Origin of the sequence: Leptolyngbya sp. NK1-12, assembly GCF_032598965.1 — a bacterium.
In the GTDB taxonomy this organism is placed as follows: Bacteria; Cyanobacteriota; Cyanobacteriia; order Elainellales; family Elainellaceae; genus Elainella.
Genome location: NZ_CP053586.1, coordinates 2772735 through 2788885 on the forward strand (window position 1 = coordinate 2772735; position 16151 = coordinate 2788885).

The 16151-nt window shown below is 50.9% G+C and carries 9 protein-coding genes; 2 read left to right on the top strand and 7 right to left on the bottom strand.

The window, feature by feature from the left end; translation table 11 throughout:
- Positions 1 to 89: 89 nt before the first annotated feature.
- Positions 90 to 1835 (top strand): putative bifunctional diguanylate cyclase/phosphodiesterase, encoded by a 1746-nt coding sequence (locus HJG54_RS11620; RefSeq protein ID WP_316435107.1) that lies wholly within the window; start codon positions 90 to 92, stop codon positions 1833 to 1835.
- Here HJG54_RS11620 and HJG54_RS11625 read toward each other — a convergent pair.
- The 6 genes from HJG54_RS11625 to HJG54_RS11650 all read right to left on the bottom strand — a co-directional run bounded on the left by HJG54_RS11625 (position 1798) and on the right by HJG54_RS11650 (position 12154).
- A complete protein-coding gene (locus tag HJG54_RS11625) occupies positions 1798 to 4398 on the bottom strand; it encodes a response regulator (RefSeq protein WP_316435108.1) in 2601 nt (866 codons plus the stop codon). The genes HJG54_RS11620 and HJG54_RS11625 overlap by 38 nt on opposite strands.
- Positions 4399 to 4410: 12 nt before the next feature.
- Complete coding sequence (locus HJG54_RS11630) at positions 4411 to 4872, bottom strand: response regulator (protein ID WP_316435109.1); 462 nt, start codon at positions 4870 to 4872, stop codon at positions 4411 to 4413.
- Positions 4873 to 4908: 36 nt separating this feature from the next.
- Positions 4909 to 8601, bottom strand: coding sequence for a PAS domain S-box protein (locus HJG54_RS11635; protein WP_316435110.1), 3693 nt, complete (start codon positions 8599 to 8601; stop codon positions 4909 to 4911).
- A 220-nt stretch (positions 8602 to 8821) separates the two neighbouring features.
- Positions 8822 to 9922 (bottom strand): saccharopine dehydrogenase family protein, encoded by a 1101-nt coding sequence (locus HJG54_RS11640; protein ID WP_316435111.1) that lies wholly within the window; start codon positions 9920 to 9922, stop codon positions 8822 to 8824.
- Between the two features lie 152 nt (positions 9923 to 10074).
- Positions 10075 to 11778 carry a beta-carotene ketolase CrtO gene (crtO, locus tag HJG54_RS11645; RefSeq protein WP_316435113.1) on the bottom strand — a complete coding sequence of 568 codons (1704 nt, stop codon included), beginning with the start codon at positions 11776 to 11778 and terminating at the stop codon, positions 10075 to 10077.
- A gap of 85 nt (positions 11779 to 11863) precedes the next feature.
- A complete protein-coding gene (locus HJG54_RS11650) occupies positions 11864 to 12154 on the bottom strand; it encodes a hypothetical protein (protein ID WP_316435114.1) in 291 nt (96 codons plus the stop codon).
- A 408-nt stretch (positions 12155 to 12562) separates the two neighbouring features.
- On the opposite strand from HJG54_RS11650, the gene HJG54_RS11655 reads away from it, so the two are divergent.
- A complete protein-coding gene (locus tag HJG54_RS11655) occupies positions 12563 to 13498 on the top strand; it encodes a hemerythrin domain-containing protein (RefSeq protein WP_316435115.1) in 936 nt (311 codons plus the stop codon).
- Between the two features lie 97 nt (positions 13499 to 13595).
- Here the strand turns inward: HJG54_RS11655 and HJG54_RS11660 are convergent, their stop codons facing one another.
- Positions 13596 to 16013, bottom strand: coding sequence for a GAF domain-containing protein (locus HJG54_RS11660; RefSeq protein WP_316435116.1), 2418 nt, complete (start codon positions 16011 to 16013; stop codon positions 13596 to 13598).
- Positions 16014 to 16151: the final 138 nt, after the last annotated feature.

Genomic DNA, 16151 nt, shown 5'->3' on the forward strand with positions numbered 1-16151 from the left:
TCATTTGTGAAGATTAGCCATTTCCAGTTACTCTAGTTTACTCAAGTCGATTAGGACCAATCAGGCAAAGCAGAATAGCCGAGAAAGATATGCCACCTGCAAAAATTCTAGTTGTTGACGATGAGGTGGAGTTGGAGCGTTTGATTCGACAGCGCTTTCGCAAAAAGATCCAGGCTCAGGAGTTCGACTTTTTGTTCGCTGCCGATGGTGTAGAAGCACTGAGATGGCTACAATCCGGTAGCCAAGTGGATATGGTGCTCACCGACATCAACATGCCCAAGATGGACGGCCTCACCCTGTTGGGCCGCCTTGCCGAAATTGATAAAACGTTAAAAGCTGTTGTGATTTCGGCCTATGGAGACATCCCCAACATTCGCAGGGCGATGAACCGGGGAGCCTTCGACTTTCTTACCAAACCCATCGACTTCCAAGACCTTGAACTCACGATTCAGAAGACCCTGCAGTCGGTTCAAGCAATCCGAGAGCAGCAGCAGCAACTGCAGCAAGCGCAGCAAGCCCTGATGCGTGTTGCCTACTACGACTCCCTGACTGGCCTGCCCAACCGCAGTTGGTTTATTCAGCGCTTGGCGCAGCTCATCGAGCAGCCCCCTGCCAATCGCCTCTATGCAGTGCTGTTTATCGACCTCGACCGCTTCAAGCTGATCAATGATAGTCTGGGCCATGCCGTTGGCGATCTGCTGCTGCAAAGCGTGGCACACCGGCTCAAAAACTGTCTGAGAGAGTCGGATGTGGTCGCCCGTTTGGGGGGCGATGAGTTTGCGATTTTGCTAGAAGCCGTCGAAAACATTGCAGAAACGGAAGCAATTGCGCGACGCATCCAAGCCCAACTGAAGCTCCCCTTTCAGATTGAGGAGATGGAGATTTATTCCCAAGCTAGCATTGGGATTACGCTCAATTCTCTGGGTCTCAAACGCTATGACCGGCCAGAAGAGTTGCTGCGCGATGCCGATGTCGCTATGTACTGCGCCAAGGCTCAGGGCAAGGGCCGCTTTCAGGTCTTTGACCCCATCATGCAGATTCGAGCTAAAGAATATCTCGATCTGGAAAATGATTTGCGGCGAGCGATTAGCCGTCGTGAGCTGAGCTTGCACTATCAGCCGATTATTTCAACCGAGAGCGGCAAGCTAGACAGTTTTGAAACGCTAATTCGCTGGCAGCATCCGTCGCAAGGGCAGATCTCGCCTAGCAAGTTTATTCCACTGGCTGAGGAGACTCGCCTAGTTGTGCCGCTGGGCTGGTGGGTATTTGAGGCTGCCTGTCAGCAACTCCAGATGTGGCAGCAGCAGTTTCAGCAGCAGTCAATCAGGCTCAATATTAACTGCTCCGCAATTCAGCTGCAGCAGAAAGATTTGGTGGAGCGGATTAGCAGAACGCTTCAATCCAGAAATTTACGAGGCGAACATTTGAAGTTGGAAATTACCGAGAGCTATCTCCTGGAAAATATTGCCTCGCAGACCGATACCCTGAACCAGTTGAAGGAGCTTGGCATCCAACTCTGTATCGACGATTTTGGCGTGGGTTATTCGTCTTTAAGTCGCTTACATGAGTTCCCAATCGATATTCTCAAAATCGACCGCTCCTTTATTCAACGGGTAGATATCAGTGCAGGCACCAACTTAGAAACGATTAAAATGATCATTACCCTAGCCCACAGCCTGGGAATGGATGTCGTTGCAGAAGGAGTAGAGACGCCAGAGCAACTCGCCAAACTGCGAGAGTTGGGCTGTAATTTTGTTCAGGGATATCTGTTCTCTCACCCAGTGGATAGTCAGGCCGCTAGTCGGTTTTTAACTCAGGGCAGTTTTTTTGAATAGATGTTTCAGCCTTCACCAGTTGCGTTACCGTAGCAATCAATCGATCCGGCTCAATTGGTTTAGCCAAATGGGTTTGAAAGCCAGCTGATAAAGCTTGATGACAATCCTCATCCCTGGCATAGGCAGTCAAGGCAATAGCAGGAATCTGCCCACCTTGATCAGATGGAAGTTGCCGCACCTGATGCAGCAGCATATAGCCATCTTGGTTTGGCATGCCAATGTCGCTAATCAGCAGATCGGGTTTGGCTTGCCGCAGGGTTTCTAGTGCATCTGTCGCAGACATCGTAGCCAGCACCAGAGCACCCGATTGTTCTAGCAAAAAAGCAATATATTCCAACGCATCCTTGTCATCATCGACAACTAGAATTCTGATGCCCTGCAAGGGAATGATTGGCATCGCGGCAGGAGAGGTTGGTTCCAAATGCGGCCGTTGTGATTGCAGCAGTGGCAATTGCAGCGTAAAGGTAGCTCCCTGCCCTTCTCCAGCGCTAGCCGCCTCGATGGTGCCTCCATGCAGCTCGACCAAGTGCCGCACAATCGCCAACCCCAACCCCAATCCCCCAAAAATGCGCGTGGTGCTGCCATCGGCCTGACGGAAATAATCAAACACATAGGGCAAGAAGTCTGGGTTGATGCCTTGACCTGTGTCGGTGACGATGATTTGAGCGTGAGGCGGGGAAGATTGCAAGCGCACTTCAACCCGTCCACCCTGGGGGGTGAATTTGATCGCATTGGAGAGGAGATTCCAGATTACTTGCTGTAAACGGTTTGCGTCTCCCAGTACCTGCAGCTTCGGATTTTGGATTTTAGAGTTTGGATTTTGGTCGGGGGAATGAGCCGCTGGGGAGGATGTTAACGGATCTAATGGTTCGGCAGAATTGGTCAACGATGAAGTTTCTCTAGCGTTGTTCAACCCAAAATCTGAAATCGTAAATTGCAAATCGATCGTTTTGGCTTCTGCTGCGAGCTGCACGGTTTCTAAGGCGGCTTGGACGGTTGCGATTAAGTCAACGGGAGCAATGGTCAGGCTGAGTTTGCCGCGCAGGATCCGGGAGACATCCAGCAGGTCTTCGATCAGTTGAGTTTGGGTTTTGGCATTGCGTTCGATGATTTCTAGGGCGCGGGCGGTAGTGATAGCGTCGTATTGCCTGGTGCGCAGTAGCTTGGCCCAACCCAGGATTGGATTCAGCGGCGTGCGCAGTTCGTGGGACAGAACCGCTAAAAATTCGTCTTTGATGCGGTTAGTTTGGCTCAACTGCTCGGTCTGTTGCTGCAAGGAATGAAGCAAACTGGCTCGCTCTAGGGCAACTGCCACCTGATCGGCAGTGACTTGCAACAAATCTAGTTCTTCTGAGGTGAAGGCAAAGCGGCTGCGGCTGCCAAATGAAAGTGCTCCCAGCAACTGGCCTCTAGCAGATAGAGGATAGCCCGCATAGGCAGTAAGGCCCAAGGAGCGGATCAGGGCGGCTCTGGGCAGGGTAGAAGCTTGTACATCCGGTAATATGACTGGACAATTTTGGCTGATTGCCAGCCCACACATGGTGGATTCGAGGTCGAGTTGGTGCAGCGTCTGGGCTTCTATTACCGAGATCCCGCTGTAGGCGGCTAACTTCAGCAAGGGTTTGTCATCCCCGGACTCGACCAAAAAGCCGAGATAGCAATGCAAGTCGATGTGGCTAGAGAGTTTTTTGAACAGATCATCGAGTAGGGTGATCGGCTGACTGGTTGAAAGCAGGTCACTCGTAGTTTCGTAGAGCAGCTTCAGGCGGGCATTGCGTTCTTGCAGGGCTTTTTCCGATCGTTTGCGTTGGGTGATGTCTTGCCAAATTGCATGCAGATACTGCTGATTGCCAATCGTGATCGCCTGAACGGTGATCAGCACATCTCGCAATTCGCCTGACTTGGTGTAGTGCTGCGACTCAAACTGATCAAACCCCTGCTGCACAATTGCCTGACTGTGATCGGCAATCTGCTCGGGGGATTCTCTGGCTTCAATCTGGTAGAGCCGCAATTGAGCAAACTCGTTGTGGCTGTAACCCAACTGTCGATGGGCCTGGGAATTGAATTCCACAAAGGATTGATCATCCGGGCGAATGAGCAACACCCCAAACGGCGATTGCTCAAACAGCGAGCGATAGCGATCTTCAGTTGCTTGCAAAGCCAGTTCAGCCCGCTGCCGTTCTTGGCGCTCTTGGGTTTCTCGCAGGGCACGTTGCACTGCCGGTACCAGTCGGCCTAGACGCTGTTTCACCACATAATCAGTAGCGCCACGCTTGAGAGTTTCGATTGCTAACTCTTCTCCTAACGTCGCTGAAACAAAAATAAACGGCACTTGCGGACAGTACTGCTGCGCCAATGCCAACGCAGAGATTCCGTCAAAGTTGGGGAGGGAATAGTCAGATAGGATCAGATCAAACGAGTCGGATTGTAAAGCCGCCACAAAATCTGCACGGGTCTGAACTTGTCGCAGCTCAAACGCAATGCCTCCGTCTTGCAGGGTTGCTTGAATCAGCTCTGCGTCTAGCGGACTATCTTCGAGTAGCAGGAACTGGAGTGTTTTCATCAGCGCATGTCCTTACTCAGAAGGCATTGGGGCAGGCAGGTCTGGTGGCGGTTGATTGACCACGGCCCAAAATAGACCGACTTGCTTGATCACTTCAACAAACTCATGGAAATCAATGGGTTTGACGACATAGGCATTAGTGCCCAGCTCGTAGCAGTGAAGCAAATCGGGTTCTTCTTGGGATGAAGTTAACACGACCACTGGAATCAGCCGAAGCATGGGATCGGCTTTGAGGGCAGAGAGCACTTCAATACCATCAATTTTAGGCAGTTTGAGGTCGAGTAGAATCACAATCGGGTTTCCCTCCAGCCGCAGCCGAAATACACCACGTCGGTATAGATAATCTAAGGCTTCTTCACCATCCCGTACCACTACTACTTCATTGGCTAATGCATTCTCTGACAAGGCTGTTAAAATCAATTCCACATCATAGGCACTGTCCTCGACTAATAGAATACGTTTCAACTCGGTCATGTTCTGTTCTAGCTCTAATTTCAATTTTGAGGCTTCCTATTTACCGTTTGTTTTCTGTTTCATTGGCAGTTCTACTTTCTGAATAGCTGGTTGTTCTGCTGTTGATTCGATTGGCTTTTCTGTGGATTTTTCTGTGGATTTTTCTGTGGATTCCAGCTCTGTCATCTGGTTTGGTTCCACGGCCAATTTAGGCAACGAAATGTAGAAGGTGGCTCCGCCATCAACCATGCCTTCAGCCCAGGTCCGTCCTCCATGTCGATGAATAATGCGACGAACATTAGCTAAACCGATTCCCGTACCTTCGTAGTTGGGATCACTATGCAACCTTTGAAAAATACCAAACAGCTTGTGAGCATATTGCATATTAAACCCAATTCCATTGTCTCGCACGAACAGCACATTTTCCTGATCTGTACTGCTGCTGCCAATCTGAATCTCTGCTACAGCACGAGAGCGCGTATACTTGAGGGCGTTTTCTAGCAAATTGCGCATCACAAGCCGCAGCATCGCCGGATCGCCCTGCACGATGGGTAACGGTTCAATTTGCCACTGAATTTGTCGCTGAACTGTTTCTGGCTCTAGTTCGCGGCAAATTTCCTGCACGAGCTGGTTCATATCGACCTGGAGCCAGCGCATTTCGCTGCGTCCCATGCGGGAAAAGGCCAACAGATCGTCAATCAAGGTTCCGGCTTGGTGAGTGGTGTCAGTAATAATCGTCAAATAGCGCTGACTTGTCGCATCTAGTGTATGGGGGTCTAGCCGTTTCCGCAGCAGGTCTACGAATCCAGCAATGTGGCGCAGCGGCGCTCGCAAATCGTGGGAGACGGAATAGGAGAAGGATTCCAGCTCTTTGTTGGCCGCTTCGAGCTGGGCCGTGCGTTCCTTCACCCGCAATTCTAAGATCTCGTTTAGCCGCTGCATGTCGGCTTCGGCTTGTTTGCGGTCGTGGATATCGACACAGGAGCCAATGTAGCCACAAAAGTCGCCTTCTAGGGTAAAACGCGGGACCCCAATATCCAGAATCCAGCGGTATGCGCCATCGAATCGGCGCAGGCGATACTCCATCTCAAATGGCTGGCAGGCGTCAAAGGCATTGACGTAGGTGTCTAAACAGCGCTGTAGATCCTCTGGATGCACCCCCTCGATCCAGCCATTCCCCATTTCTTGTTCTAGGCTGCGTCCGGTAAAGTTCAACCAACCGGCATTGAAGTAGTTGCAGAGCTTGTCGGCTCCCGACATCCAAACTAGCAGTGGAGAGGTATCGGTTAAATGGCGAAAGCGAGCTTCACTTTCCCGCAAAGCCGCTTCCGCCTGTTTGCGCTCATGCACATCATTAACGGTGCCAACCCATTCTCGAATCGTGCCATCCGGATTGAGGATCGGAACGGCGCGAGCTTCAAAATAACGATATTGCTCAGAATCGGCGTGCCAAACTCGTCCCTCCACCTCATAGATCTGCCGCGAAACTAGCGCCTGTTGCCAGCATTGCTGAATTCGTTCCCGATCCTCTGGATGTAAAGCAGCGGTCCAGCCCCAATCTCGGTATTCCGCAAAAGTTTGGCCCGTATAGGCTTCCCAGAGCGGTTGGCGTGTTACAAAGCGTCCGTCTCCATCGGTTGTCCACACCACAGAAGTGAGAGCCATCACCAGTGAGCGGTAGCGTTCTTCACTGCGCTGCACTGCCATCTCAGCCTGCTTGCGAGCGCTCAGGTCTAAGACATAGCAGATGGCGGTATTGGTATCATCGGCCAAGAGGGCACCGCCCACTAACACTGGCACCCGCCGACCGTCTTTGCGAAAGTATTCCTTCTCCCAAGCTGTAAAAATTCCTCGTTGCTGCAGATCAACCAGCGCCCGCTGATCTTGAGACCAATATTCTGGGGGCGTCATATCTCGCCAGCGGATTTCACCGGCCACCAGCTCGGCTCGCGTGTAGCCCACGAGGTCTAAAAAGGCTCCGTTCGCGTGCGTGATGTTGCCCTGGAAATCAGCAAAAACAATGCCGATTGTATTGGAATCAAACAACCGTCTAAACCGAGCTTCGCTTCGGCGCAGCTTTTGTTCGAGCTGTTTGCGGCGGGTCACATCATGAGCCACAGCATAGATTAGCCCATCTTCCAGCACCGGCACACTCACCCAATCCAGCCAGCGGTAGGTGCCATCTTTGCAGCGATAGCGGTTTTCAAAATGAATCGCTTGCTCTCCCTGAGCCAATTGTTCCATTGCCGCCAGGGTTGCGGCCCGGTCCTCCGGGTGAACAAAGTCGATAAACGGCTGGTTGAGCAATTCGGTTTCGCTGTAACCCAGAACTCGTTCAAACGCTGGGTTGAGTCGCCTAAAATGGCCGTTCAATTCAGCGATGCAGAGTAGATCCAGCGAAAGACTAAAGAACCGATCTCGTTCTAGTTCAACTTGTTTACGCTCAGTGATATCTTCAGCAACACCGCTGACGTAGCGCACAGTTTTCGATTCATCGTAAACCGGATAGCCGCGATCGCGAATCCAGCGAATGCTACCATCAGGACAAATAATCCGAAACTCTTCATCGTAGCCGCCGGTTGATCTGCATGCCAAAAACCGAGTTTCTACCCGCTGCCGATCCTCTGGATGAATAGCCTCTAGCCATTCCAGCCAGTTCGCCTTGATTGCTTCTAACGAACGGCCCCAGATCGATTCAAACTGAGGGCTAACATAAACGCATTGTGCGTTAGTCAGATCGGCCATCCAAAATACATCGTTACTGCTCTCTGTAATTTGGCGAACGCGCCATTCACTTTCACGTAATTCGGCCTCTACTTGACGCCGTGCTGCTTCGAGCCTGCGCCGCTTCAAGTCGTTACAGTTCAGAATACTAGCGCTGATCCCAACCAGAATCGCCTGCACAACGATCAACAGCAGGACCAGCAGCGACATAGCAAATCCAGATTCGTAATAGTTGGCCCGATAGCCTTGCACAATCAGCCAGCCCAAAATCAGCGGCAGCAGGATCGCCGCCGGCAGCAATTGTCTCGCGACGATCCCGCCATCCAGGTCGGTCGTAAAGATGCGAATAATACCGTGGGTCGGATAGAGGGCTAGGATACCGCAACCCAAAATCATAAACGTAATGGCTGTGTGAAATGCAATTGAGGTAGTGCGGGTGCTGATCTGATACAAGACTGGTACATCATAGGCAAATCCAACTAGGGCCTGTAGCGTTACTCCCAAAGCAATCAAAGTCAACAATTGGCCCCAACCAATTTGCCTCAGATCAGGCTTGTTGGAAGATAGCTTGAGAAAGCGTTGATTCAGCAATAGCAGCGTTGTCCCCATCAAGCTGAAGCTGATGGCTGTATTCACTCCCATGCGTCCTGGATGACTAGTCGCGGCTGTGATCTGATCGGCAAACAGCAGTTGATCAATGCCCCAGTTCCAGCCAAATGCATACTGACTCAGTGTTAAAGCACCCAGCAAAACAGCGAGGAAGGAGCAGATTAAGCTGATAGTAGATAGCCGCTGCCTGTATTTCTGCCTCCCTTGCGAGTTACCGATTGCCAACAGTTTGAGCGCGCTTCCCGTCAGGACAAAGCCCAGCGCCGTATTAGCTTTCATGGTGGCCAGACCGCCAGGAAGCCCAGTTTTCAGTAGGGCAATATCAAACTGCCAACCGATTAAACCCAGGATTCCTACCCCCAGCACTAGCCAACCGGCTAAGTTTGGAATGCGCGCTGCTTGCTGCAACTGGGCCATTATGTTCCAACTCCTCGATTAGCAAGGCTGATCCACCAATGCAATTGCCCTCCCACACCAAAGGCGAGGAGGAAGCTTGATGACCGCTTCAATTTTAGTGCAGCTAACATTCTCTGATGCGGAAACAATTACTCGTAAGACATCACCCGTTAGACATGGATTGTTTCCTATCATCCAATGTTTTGAACCCCTTGTCTGTCTATCTCAAGATAGAGGCAACTTACTGACAATAACCCGCTTCGACTGTAAGCTGTCGTTCTTGCAGACCTCGTTCAAAGAGCGGTGTGGGTAGCGCCTGCTCAATGCTCCACACGCCCGGATTGCTTAACTCGCCTGTGATCAGAAATTGGGCCACCATTCCGGTTCCTTGACCGGCAGCCGTAGCTGTATGGGGGTGGGCAAAGGTGGCAGAGTAACAGGCTGGTTGGCCCTGTTTTAGACCGCGTACTTCTGCCCGCATCGCTACGCCAATTCCCGTCACCCGATCGGTTACAGACGTCATCTGGTGACTCACCTTTGCCAAAAATTCGATCATCCTGGGTTGGCGCATTAGCTGCGCCGGAAACCGAGCTGCCATCCAGGTTAGATGATTGTAGAGATCGGGAATCGAGCCAAACTTGGTAATCACCGTCTGCACCGGAAAGGCTTCTGGCAGGGTAAAGGCTTCTGGCATGTCGAACCAGTAAACTGCAGCCTGACCATAGGGCTGAGGAAATTCAACCCGCTCACGCGCTGTATAGGGTTTGACGGTCTGCCATTGACCGTCAATCCAAACCGGAAATGGATGTTGCAGTCCTAAAAACGTGGTGCGCATCACGGTGACACCCGCCCCGCCCGATCCAACAACCACGTAGCTGAGGTGAATTCGTTCAGCGACATCTAGCTGTTCCACCCCCAACCGCACCATGCTATTGGAAATGCCCGGAAACACTCCTGTATTGATTACAGCTGTGATGCCTGCGGCTTGAGCTGCCGCTCGCAGTTGTAGCGCCTTTTGGGTAAAAGAGCGATCATCGCTGACATCTACGTAATTAACGCCATGATCAATGCAGTGTTTCAAAACCCGCATATCTCGATAGCGGAATGGTCCCGCACAATGGATCACCAGTTGGCTAGCGGCTATCCGTTCTACTAGAGCCTGTTCATCAGCCAAGTCCAACGGCTGATAGTGAATCCGCGCCTGATTAGGCAGGTTGGTTTGGGGAGAAAGCTGTGGAGTGCGGCGGGTGAGAATGAGTTCGGCTTGAGTATGGGCCAACAAGTCAGCCGCCACGCTCTGACCAATTCTACCCTGTCCTCCCAAAATCAAGACTTGTGACAACGCTTCCTCCTAACTCTTGATGGCAAGAGAATCATCAAACAAAAGTGAGGCGTAGAAGTACACCTGCAGAGATAGATTCATTAACACCTATTGCTATGAATCGATCTTACCGGTTCCACTCCGCGCCTCACTCCTAATTAAGGTAGAAACCACTATCCCTTAAAGACAGATTCTACCGTGGAGAGAACTGAATCGCGTACCTCTCTAATTTTCTGCGCGACAGGCTCCTGAGTATGCAGAAACACACGAGCGCAGTTACGACCCGGCATGCCAGAAATTGAGCCACCGGGGTGGGTGCCAGCTCCCGTCAGGTATAGCCCTTCGATTGGCGTTTTGTAATTGGCTAGTTCTGGCAACGGACGGAAGAACACCATTTGCTCTAGCGTCATATCGATGTGATAGTAGTTGCCTTTGTAAGCCCCCAAGCGTTCGCCCAGTTCTGCCGGACTTTCGACATGGCGAGCAATAATCGACTGCTTCAGGTTAGGAGCATACTCGGCCAGCTTATCAATCACCCGATCGGCGACCTTATGCTTCAGATCATCGGTCCAACCCGTGCCTTTCAAGCCTGGATTTTGCGGATCGATTTGCTCTGGCTCAATTTGGTAAGGCGCAAAGAATTCGATCCAAAGCGTGTGCTGGCCCGCAGGAGCCATTGACGGATCGAGCATGGTAGGGACAACCGCATAGAACGAGGGATCGGCGTCGGGAATTCGACCAATGCTGGGTTCACTATGGGCCAACTCCACCTGTTTGAACGAATCGGCAATCAAAACCGAACCGATCAGGTAATCATCCTGGTGCTGATGATGTTCAAATCGAGGTGCTTCAGACAGGGCACAGTCAATTTTCAAGATCGTTTCGTTGTTGTTCACAATGCGTCGCTCCAACCGTTCCCGCAGCTCTGGATCGGCCTGATCCAGTTCGGATTTATCCATGAGCTGCAAAAACACTCGCTTAGCATCAATGTTAGAAATCACGCCTTTGGTAGCTCGATATTCCTGCCCGCCTGCGACCCGCACACCCACAGCCCGACCGTTATCGATCAGAATTTTTTCTACAGTTTGGTCGGTAAGGATTTGTCCCCCTAAGCTTTTCACCAAGTTCAACAGCGCCTGAGTCAGAGCACCTGTGCCGCCACGAGGTCTGGCCATGCCCGGATTGTGCCGCATTGCCATCATGATCGCCCCAATCGCCAAGTTCTTTTGGCTGGGTTGTGCCCCCATCTCGGAAGCCAAACGAGCCAAAGGTGCTTTGAGAAATTCCGAGTCAAAATACTCGTTGAGCATATCCTCGGCGCTAGTCAAGAGGGTGCGAATCAAATCCAGCGTTTTGTTGGGTGCACCCAGGACCGAAAACAGATCCCTAATTTTCTCAAAATCGTAATTGCCTAGAATATCAACAATCGATTTGGGTGGCGCATTAAAAATTGGGATCATGCCCTTGAGTAACCGCTGCCAAAAGTCAATAAATTCAGCATATTTCTCAGCATCTCGCGTGTTGAACCGAGCAATTTCAGCGCAAGTTTTTTCTACCGATTGGTGAGCCAAAAAATACTTGCCGTCGGGATGAGGGCAAAATACTACCGGATCGCAGAAAAGATACTCCAAGCCATACTTACCCAACTCCAGTTCTTCCACAACCGGCCCCAAGTGGATAAATTCGTGGTCAATGGCACAGCGGTTAAACCTAAAACCAGGAGCTTCGTTGGGCAACAGCTCCTCCGTAGTTGCACCACCTCCGGGAACGGATCGTTTCTCTAGCAGCAGCACACTGTAGCCTGCCTTGAGCAAATACGCGGCACAGGTCAATCCATTGTGGCCTGCCCCAATCATGACAACATCAAATGCTTGCATAGGTTACTCCAGTTGACGTGAACAGAAGTGAGAGAAAGGATTAATCTCTATGAATTCGAATAGGAACTACAAAGTTACAGAAAAGTTACAGATTAATCTCCATCACCCTCAGCATCAGAAAAGTAGAAATTGCCAGCATGGCCAATCGACCATTCCACAGCTCTGCCTGCGGCGTGAATCCGAATACGAATGCATTCCGACTGGGTCGATCAGGCCGCTCAAGGTCCTTCGAACAATCAGCTTGCAAACAGTCAGCTTGCAAACAGTCAGCTTCTAAACGGCCAGACCCCGAACAATCAGCCTGAACAGACCTGCCAGAAGTGGAAGTGCCAGAAGGCGCAGCAGAAAAATATTCAGATAACTCTGAGTCAGACACGGTGATGGAATCGATAGAATCAGAAGCAGAATTGAATACTAGCGAATTAACTGGTGAATTTTCTGAGGAAAGACTCTCCATAAGAGGAACCAGGGCGCTCTGCACTTTTACACAGTAATAACAATTTGTAACCTCAGTACTCTCTCTTTAGACAGAAGTCAGCAAAAGCAACGGTTGTTTGGTGCTCTACCTTTAGACAGCCTCTGTAGCCAGATCCGCCCCACGAGAGATGAGTTGGAGAATTTGGCTATGTCACCGTGAAAGCAGTTGTGCATAGAGCAACAATCTTTTGAGGGAGAACTAGCAATGGTAACAAGTTTAGATGACGCCAAGCGGATAGCTATCGCTTCAAAGTTGGCAGACATGAAAGAAATTCAGACGCTGCTAATAGAGAATGAGCAAACGTTGATGTCAGCATGCAATGACGAAGAAATTCGTCAGCGTTTGCAAGATATGCTAGAGGATGACCGGAAGAATATGGGCATTCTCGAAACGGTGATCGTTCAGTATGGCGTCAAGGGTGAACCCAAGTCTACCACCCAAGAAATGGTCAAGAGCGTCAAGCGGTTGATGCAGGGTTCGGAGTTGTCGCTGTATGAAAAGTTCGCCCAACATGAACTGCTCAAGCATGGCCAGACCATGAGCGGATTGCTGATCCACAAAGCTGCCCAAGTAGTTGGGGCTGATGTAGAAGCTGCTATTACGCCGCTGAATACAGTCAATTTTGAGAACCGCGCTCACCAAGAACAGCTGAAGGGGGTTCTAGAAGTTATTGGTGTGCGTGAACTCACTGGTAAAGAAGCCGAGCAAGGGCTGTGGGCACGAGTTCAAGATGCCGTAGCCGCTCTGTCAGGTGTGGCCGGCAGTGTGGTTAGCCGCACGGATGATGAAATGAACATTCAAGATGTCATCCGCATGGATCACCAGAAAGTAAATATGCTGTTTGCTCAGATCGAAGGTAGTGATGATCCGCAGAAGATCCAAGAGTACTTCGGGCAAATCTACAAAGATCTGACGGTGCATGCTGAGGCTGAAGAGCAGGTAGTGTATCCGGCAGTTCGCCCCTTCTATGGCGAAAGCGATACTCAGGAGCTGTATGACGAGCAAGCCGAAATGAAGTTGATGCTGGATTCGATCAAAGCAATGAGTCCATCGTCTCCCGAGTTCAAGCAGCAGGTCAAGCGCCTGAAGGATGCAGTGATGGATCACGTGCGTCAGGAAGAAAGCACCATGTTTGCTGCCATCCGCAACAACTGTAGCGATGAGCAGAAAGAGCGGCTCGCAACCGAGTTCAAAGCGGCCAAGGCTAAGCTACAAGAGCGTTTAGCAGCAACGATGAAATAGGTTGGCGTTTCGCACCAAAGCGGGTTAGGCCTACCCGTTGAGGCAATAGGTTCCAGCTTATATGAAGGGGTTAGATTTTGCGATCTAGCCCTTTTTTCTATTTTGTGGTTAGCACGTAAACTCCATCCCAATCTTTGCCAGGGGGAGTTATTAAGCAATCATTAGCTCGCTGGAGCTGGAGTTGCACCGCGCGATCCTGGGGCCGTAGTTTTTGGGCGGCAATAAAGTATTGAATGGCCTGACGAAAATTGCGATTGCTGTAAGCCTGACGGCCTGTTTCATAAAGGCTGATAAATTCTGCGGTTTTGTCATCTAGTGGTGCTTGGCGTTCACCGATCAGTTCGTAGATGCGGATGGGTTTGGTTTTGCCTTTAACACAGATGCGGTCCAGTTCCCGTGTCCAAATCTTATGGTGACAAAATCGGTGGGTGTACTCACTGAGAATAATGTCACAGCCGTACTCTTTGGTAATTCCCTCTAAGCGAGCGCTGATATCCACACCATCCCCAATCACGGTATAATCCATCCGCTTTTGGGAGCCGATATTGCCCGATACTACTTCGCCGGAACTGAGGCCAATGCCAATGCTGATGGGAGGTTGAGAAGGGTGATGCCGCTGGTTAAATTCGGCTAAGCGCCGCCGCATATCCAGAGCCGATTGCACCGCCATCCAAGCGTGATTCTCCAGCGGCAGCGGTGCCCCAAACACAGCCATCAAGGCATCGCCCATGAACTTATCGAGGGTGCCTTCAAAGTTGAACACCGCCTCTACCATGGTTTCAAAATAGTTGTTGAGCAGGGCAACCACTTCTGCGGCCTCCATTTTTTCGGTGAGGGAGGTGTAGCCGCGAATGTCGGAAAACAGAATCGAAACTTCTCTGCGTTCCCCAATCATTAGCGCATCGTCTCCCAGCGCCATCACCTGCTCGGCCACATGGGGGGTCATGTAGCGGTAGAGCGTGGTTTTCATGCGCTTTTCCCGGCTGATATCTTCTAATACGACCAAACCACCTCGCACCCTACCTTGTGGGTTCGTCAAAGGCGTAACGGTCAAGTTCATGCTGCGTTCAATGGTGTGGTCACCGCTGGATAAATTTAAGGTCTGTTCGGGCAGGTAATGGCGGGCCGCGTGGGTGAGGCTGTCTTCTAGACGCATTTGCAGGTTTTCGATCGGCACTACCTCCCAAACTGGACGCCCCACAACCGGCAGTATCATGTCCTTGCTTTGCAGCGCTTCTGTTTCGGTCGATGCCCAACCCAGAAGCAATAGTGCTGCATGGTTAATAGTGACAATGTTGCCCTGCATATCGGTGGAAATGACTGCGTCTGAAAGGCTCTGCAGCATGTCTTTTTGGTACTGCTGCTCCAACAGCACCCGTTCAAACAACTGAGCATTTTCGAGGGCAATCCCCGCCTGAATATTGAAGGCCCGCATAAATTCTTCATCCGAAGCGTTGAAGCAGCCCTGATGTTTGTTAATCAGCTGGGTGACGCCGATCAGGGTTTTGTTCGAGTTGAAGACCGGCATACAGAGAATCGTGCGGGTCCGATAGCCCGTGCGCTGATCCACCGAAGGATCAAAGCGGGGATCTTCATAGGCATTGGAGATATTCAGCGTTTGTCCGGTCGAGGCGACATAGCCAGCAATACCGCGATCGGCAGGAATGCGAATCTCCATCATTGGCTGACCATCGGTTGTAGCCACCTTCGACCACAATTCGCCTTTTTCGCGGTCTAGCAAAAACAGGGTGCTGCGGTCTGCCTGCATCAGATCGCGAGCTTCATCCATTACTGCCTGCAGCGTGATGTTCAGGTTCAAACTCTGACCCAGACAGGCTGTTGCCTTCAGCAGGGCTGCTACACCCCGCTGATTGCGAGCCGCGATATAAAATGAATTGCAGCTTTCGAGAATGATCCCCATCGAGCCAGCAAATTCCCGAAATAGCTGCTCATCTTGCTCGTCAAACGGCTGCTCTCCAGCTTTGTTGAGCAATTGCACCACAGCTACTACCTGCTGCTTGGTGTCAAAAATTGGCATACAGAGAATATTGCGAGTCCGGTAACCGGTCTGCTGGTCGATTTCGCGATTAAACAAAGGATGGCTATAAGCATCGGCAATGTTGAGGTATTGGCCTGTTTTAGCCACATGACCAGCAATCCCAGAGCGCATCGGCACTCGGATCTCTAGCATCTCTCCGGCTTTAGCTTGGGCGATCTTAGACCAGAGCTGCTCTTTTTCTTCATCGACTAAAAAAATAGTGGTGCGGTCGGCCTGCAAGATCTGCCCGATCTTCAGCGTCAGGGCTTCCAGAATTTGCTCTAATAGCGACTCTAGAGAGTCATTGTTGATCAAATCAATCGCACGCAAAAAGTGACCAAACTCGCTGGTGATTTGGTCTAGAAACTGCCGAAACTGATCAATCGGTAGATCTCGCACCCGGTTGGTTAAATCACCCTTACGGTTCACAAGCGAAAAAGCGGCCAACATACTATCGGGAGAGCGTGTAGGGGGCATAACTCAGACAGGGAACAGAGTACGGACGGGAAGCTCTGCCAAAACGAACCAGTCAGAGAAGCGAACCGAAGCCAAGTAAACTGAAGCCAAGCAAACTAAACGTCGAGCAAGCTGAAGAATGAGGAACACAGAGTCTAT

Bases quoted from the DNA above. Each gene is read 5' to 3' on its own strand.
- HJG54_RS11620 (WP_316435107.1), top strand. From the start codon at position 90: ATGCCACCTGCAAAAATTCTAGTTGTTGACGATGAGGTGGAGTTGGAG.
- HJG54_RS11625 (WP_316435108.1), bottom strand. From the start codon at position 4,398: ATGAAAACACTCCAGTTCCTGCTACTCGAAGATAGTCCGCTAGACGCA.
- HJG54_RS11630 (WP_316435109.1), bottom strand. From the start codon at position 4,872: ATGACCGAGTTGAAACGTATTCTATTAGTCGAGGACAGTGCCTATGAT.
- HJG54_RS11635 (WP_316435110.1), bottom strand. From the start codon at position 8,601: ATGGCCCAGTTGCAGCAAGCAGCGCGCATTCCAAACTTAGCCGGTTGG.
- crtO (WP_316435113.1), bottom strand. From the start codon at position 11,778: ATGCAAGCATTTGATGTTGTCATGATTGGGGCAGGCCACAATGGATTG.
- HJG54_RS11655 (WP_316435115.1), top strand. From the start codon at position 12,563: ATGTCAGCATGCAATGACGAAGAAATTCGTCAGCGTTTGCAAGATATG.
- HJG54_RS11660 (WP_316435116.1), bottom strand. From the start codon at position 16,013: ATGCCCCCTACACGCTCTCCCGATAGTATGTTGGCCGCTTTTTCGCTT.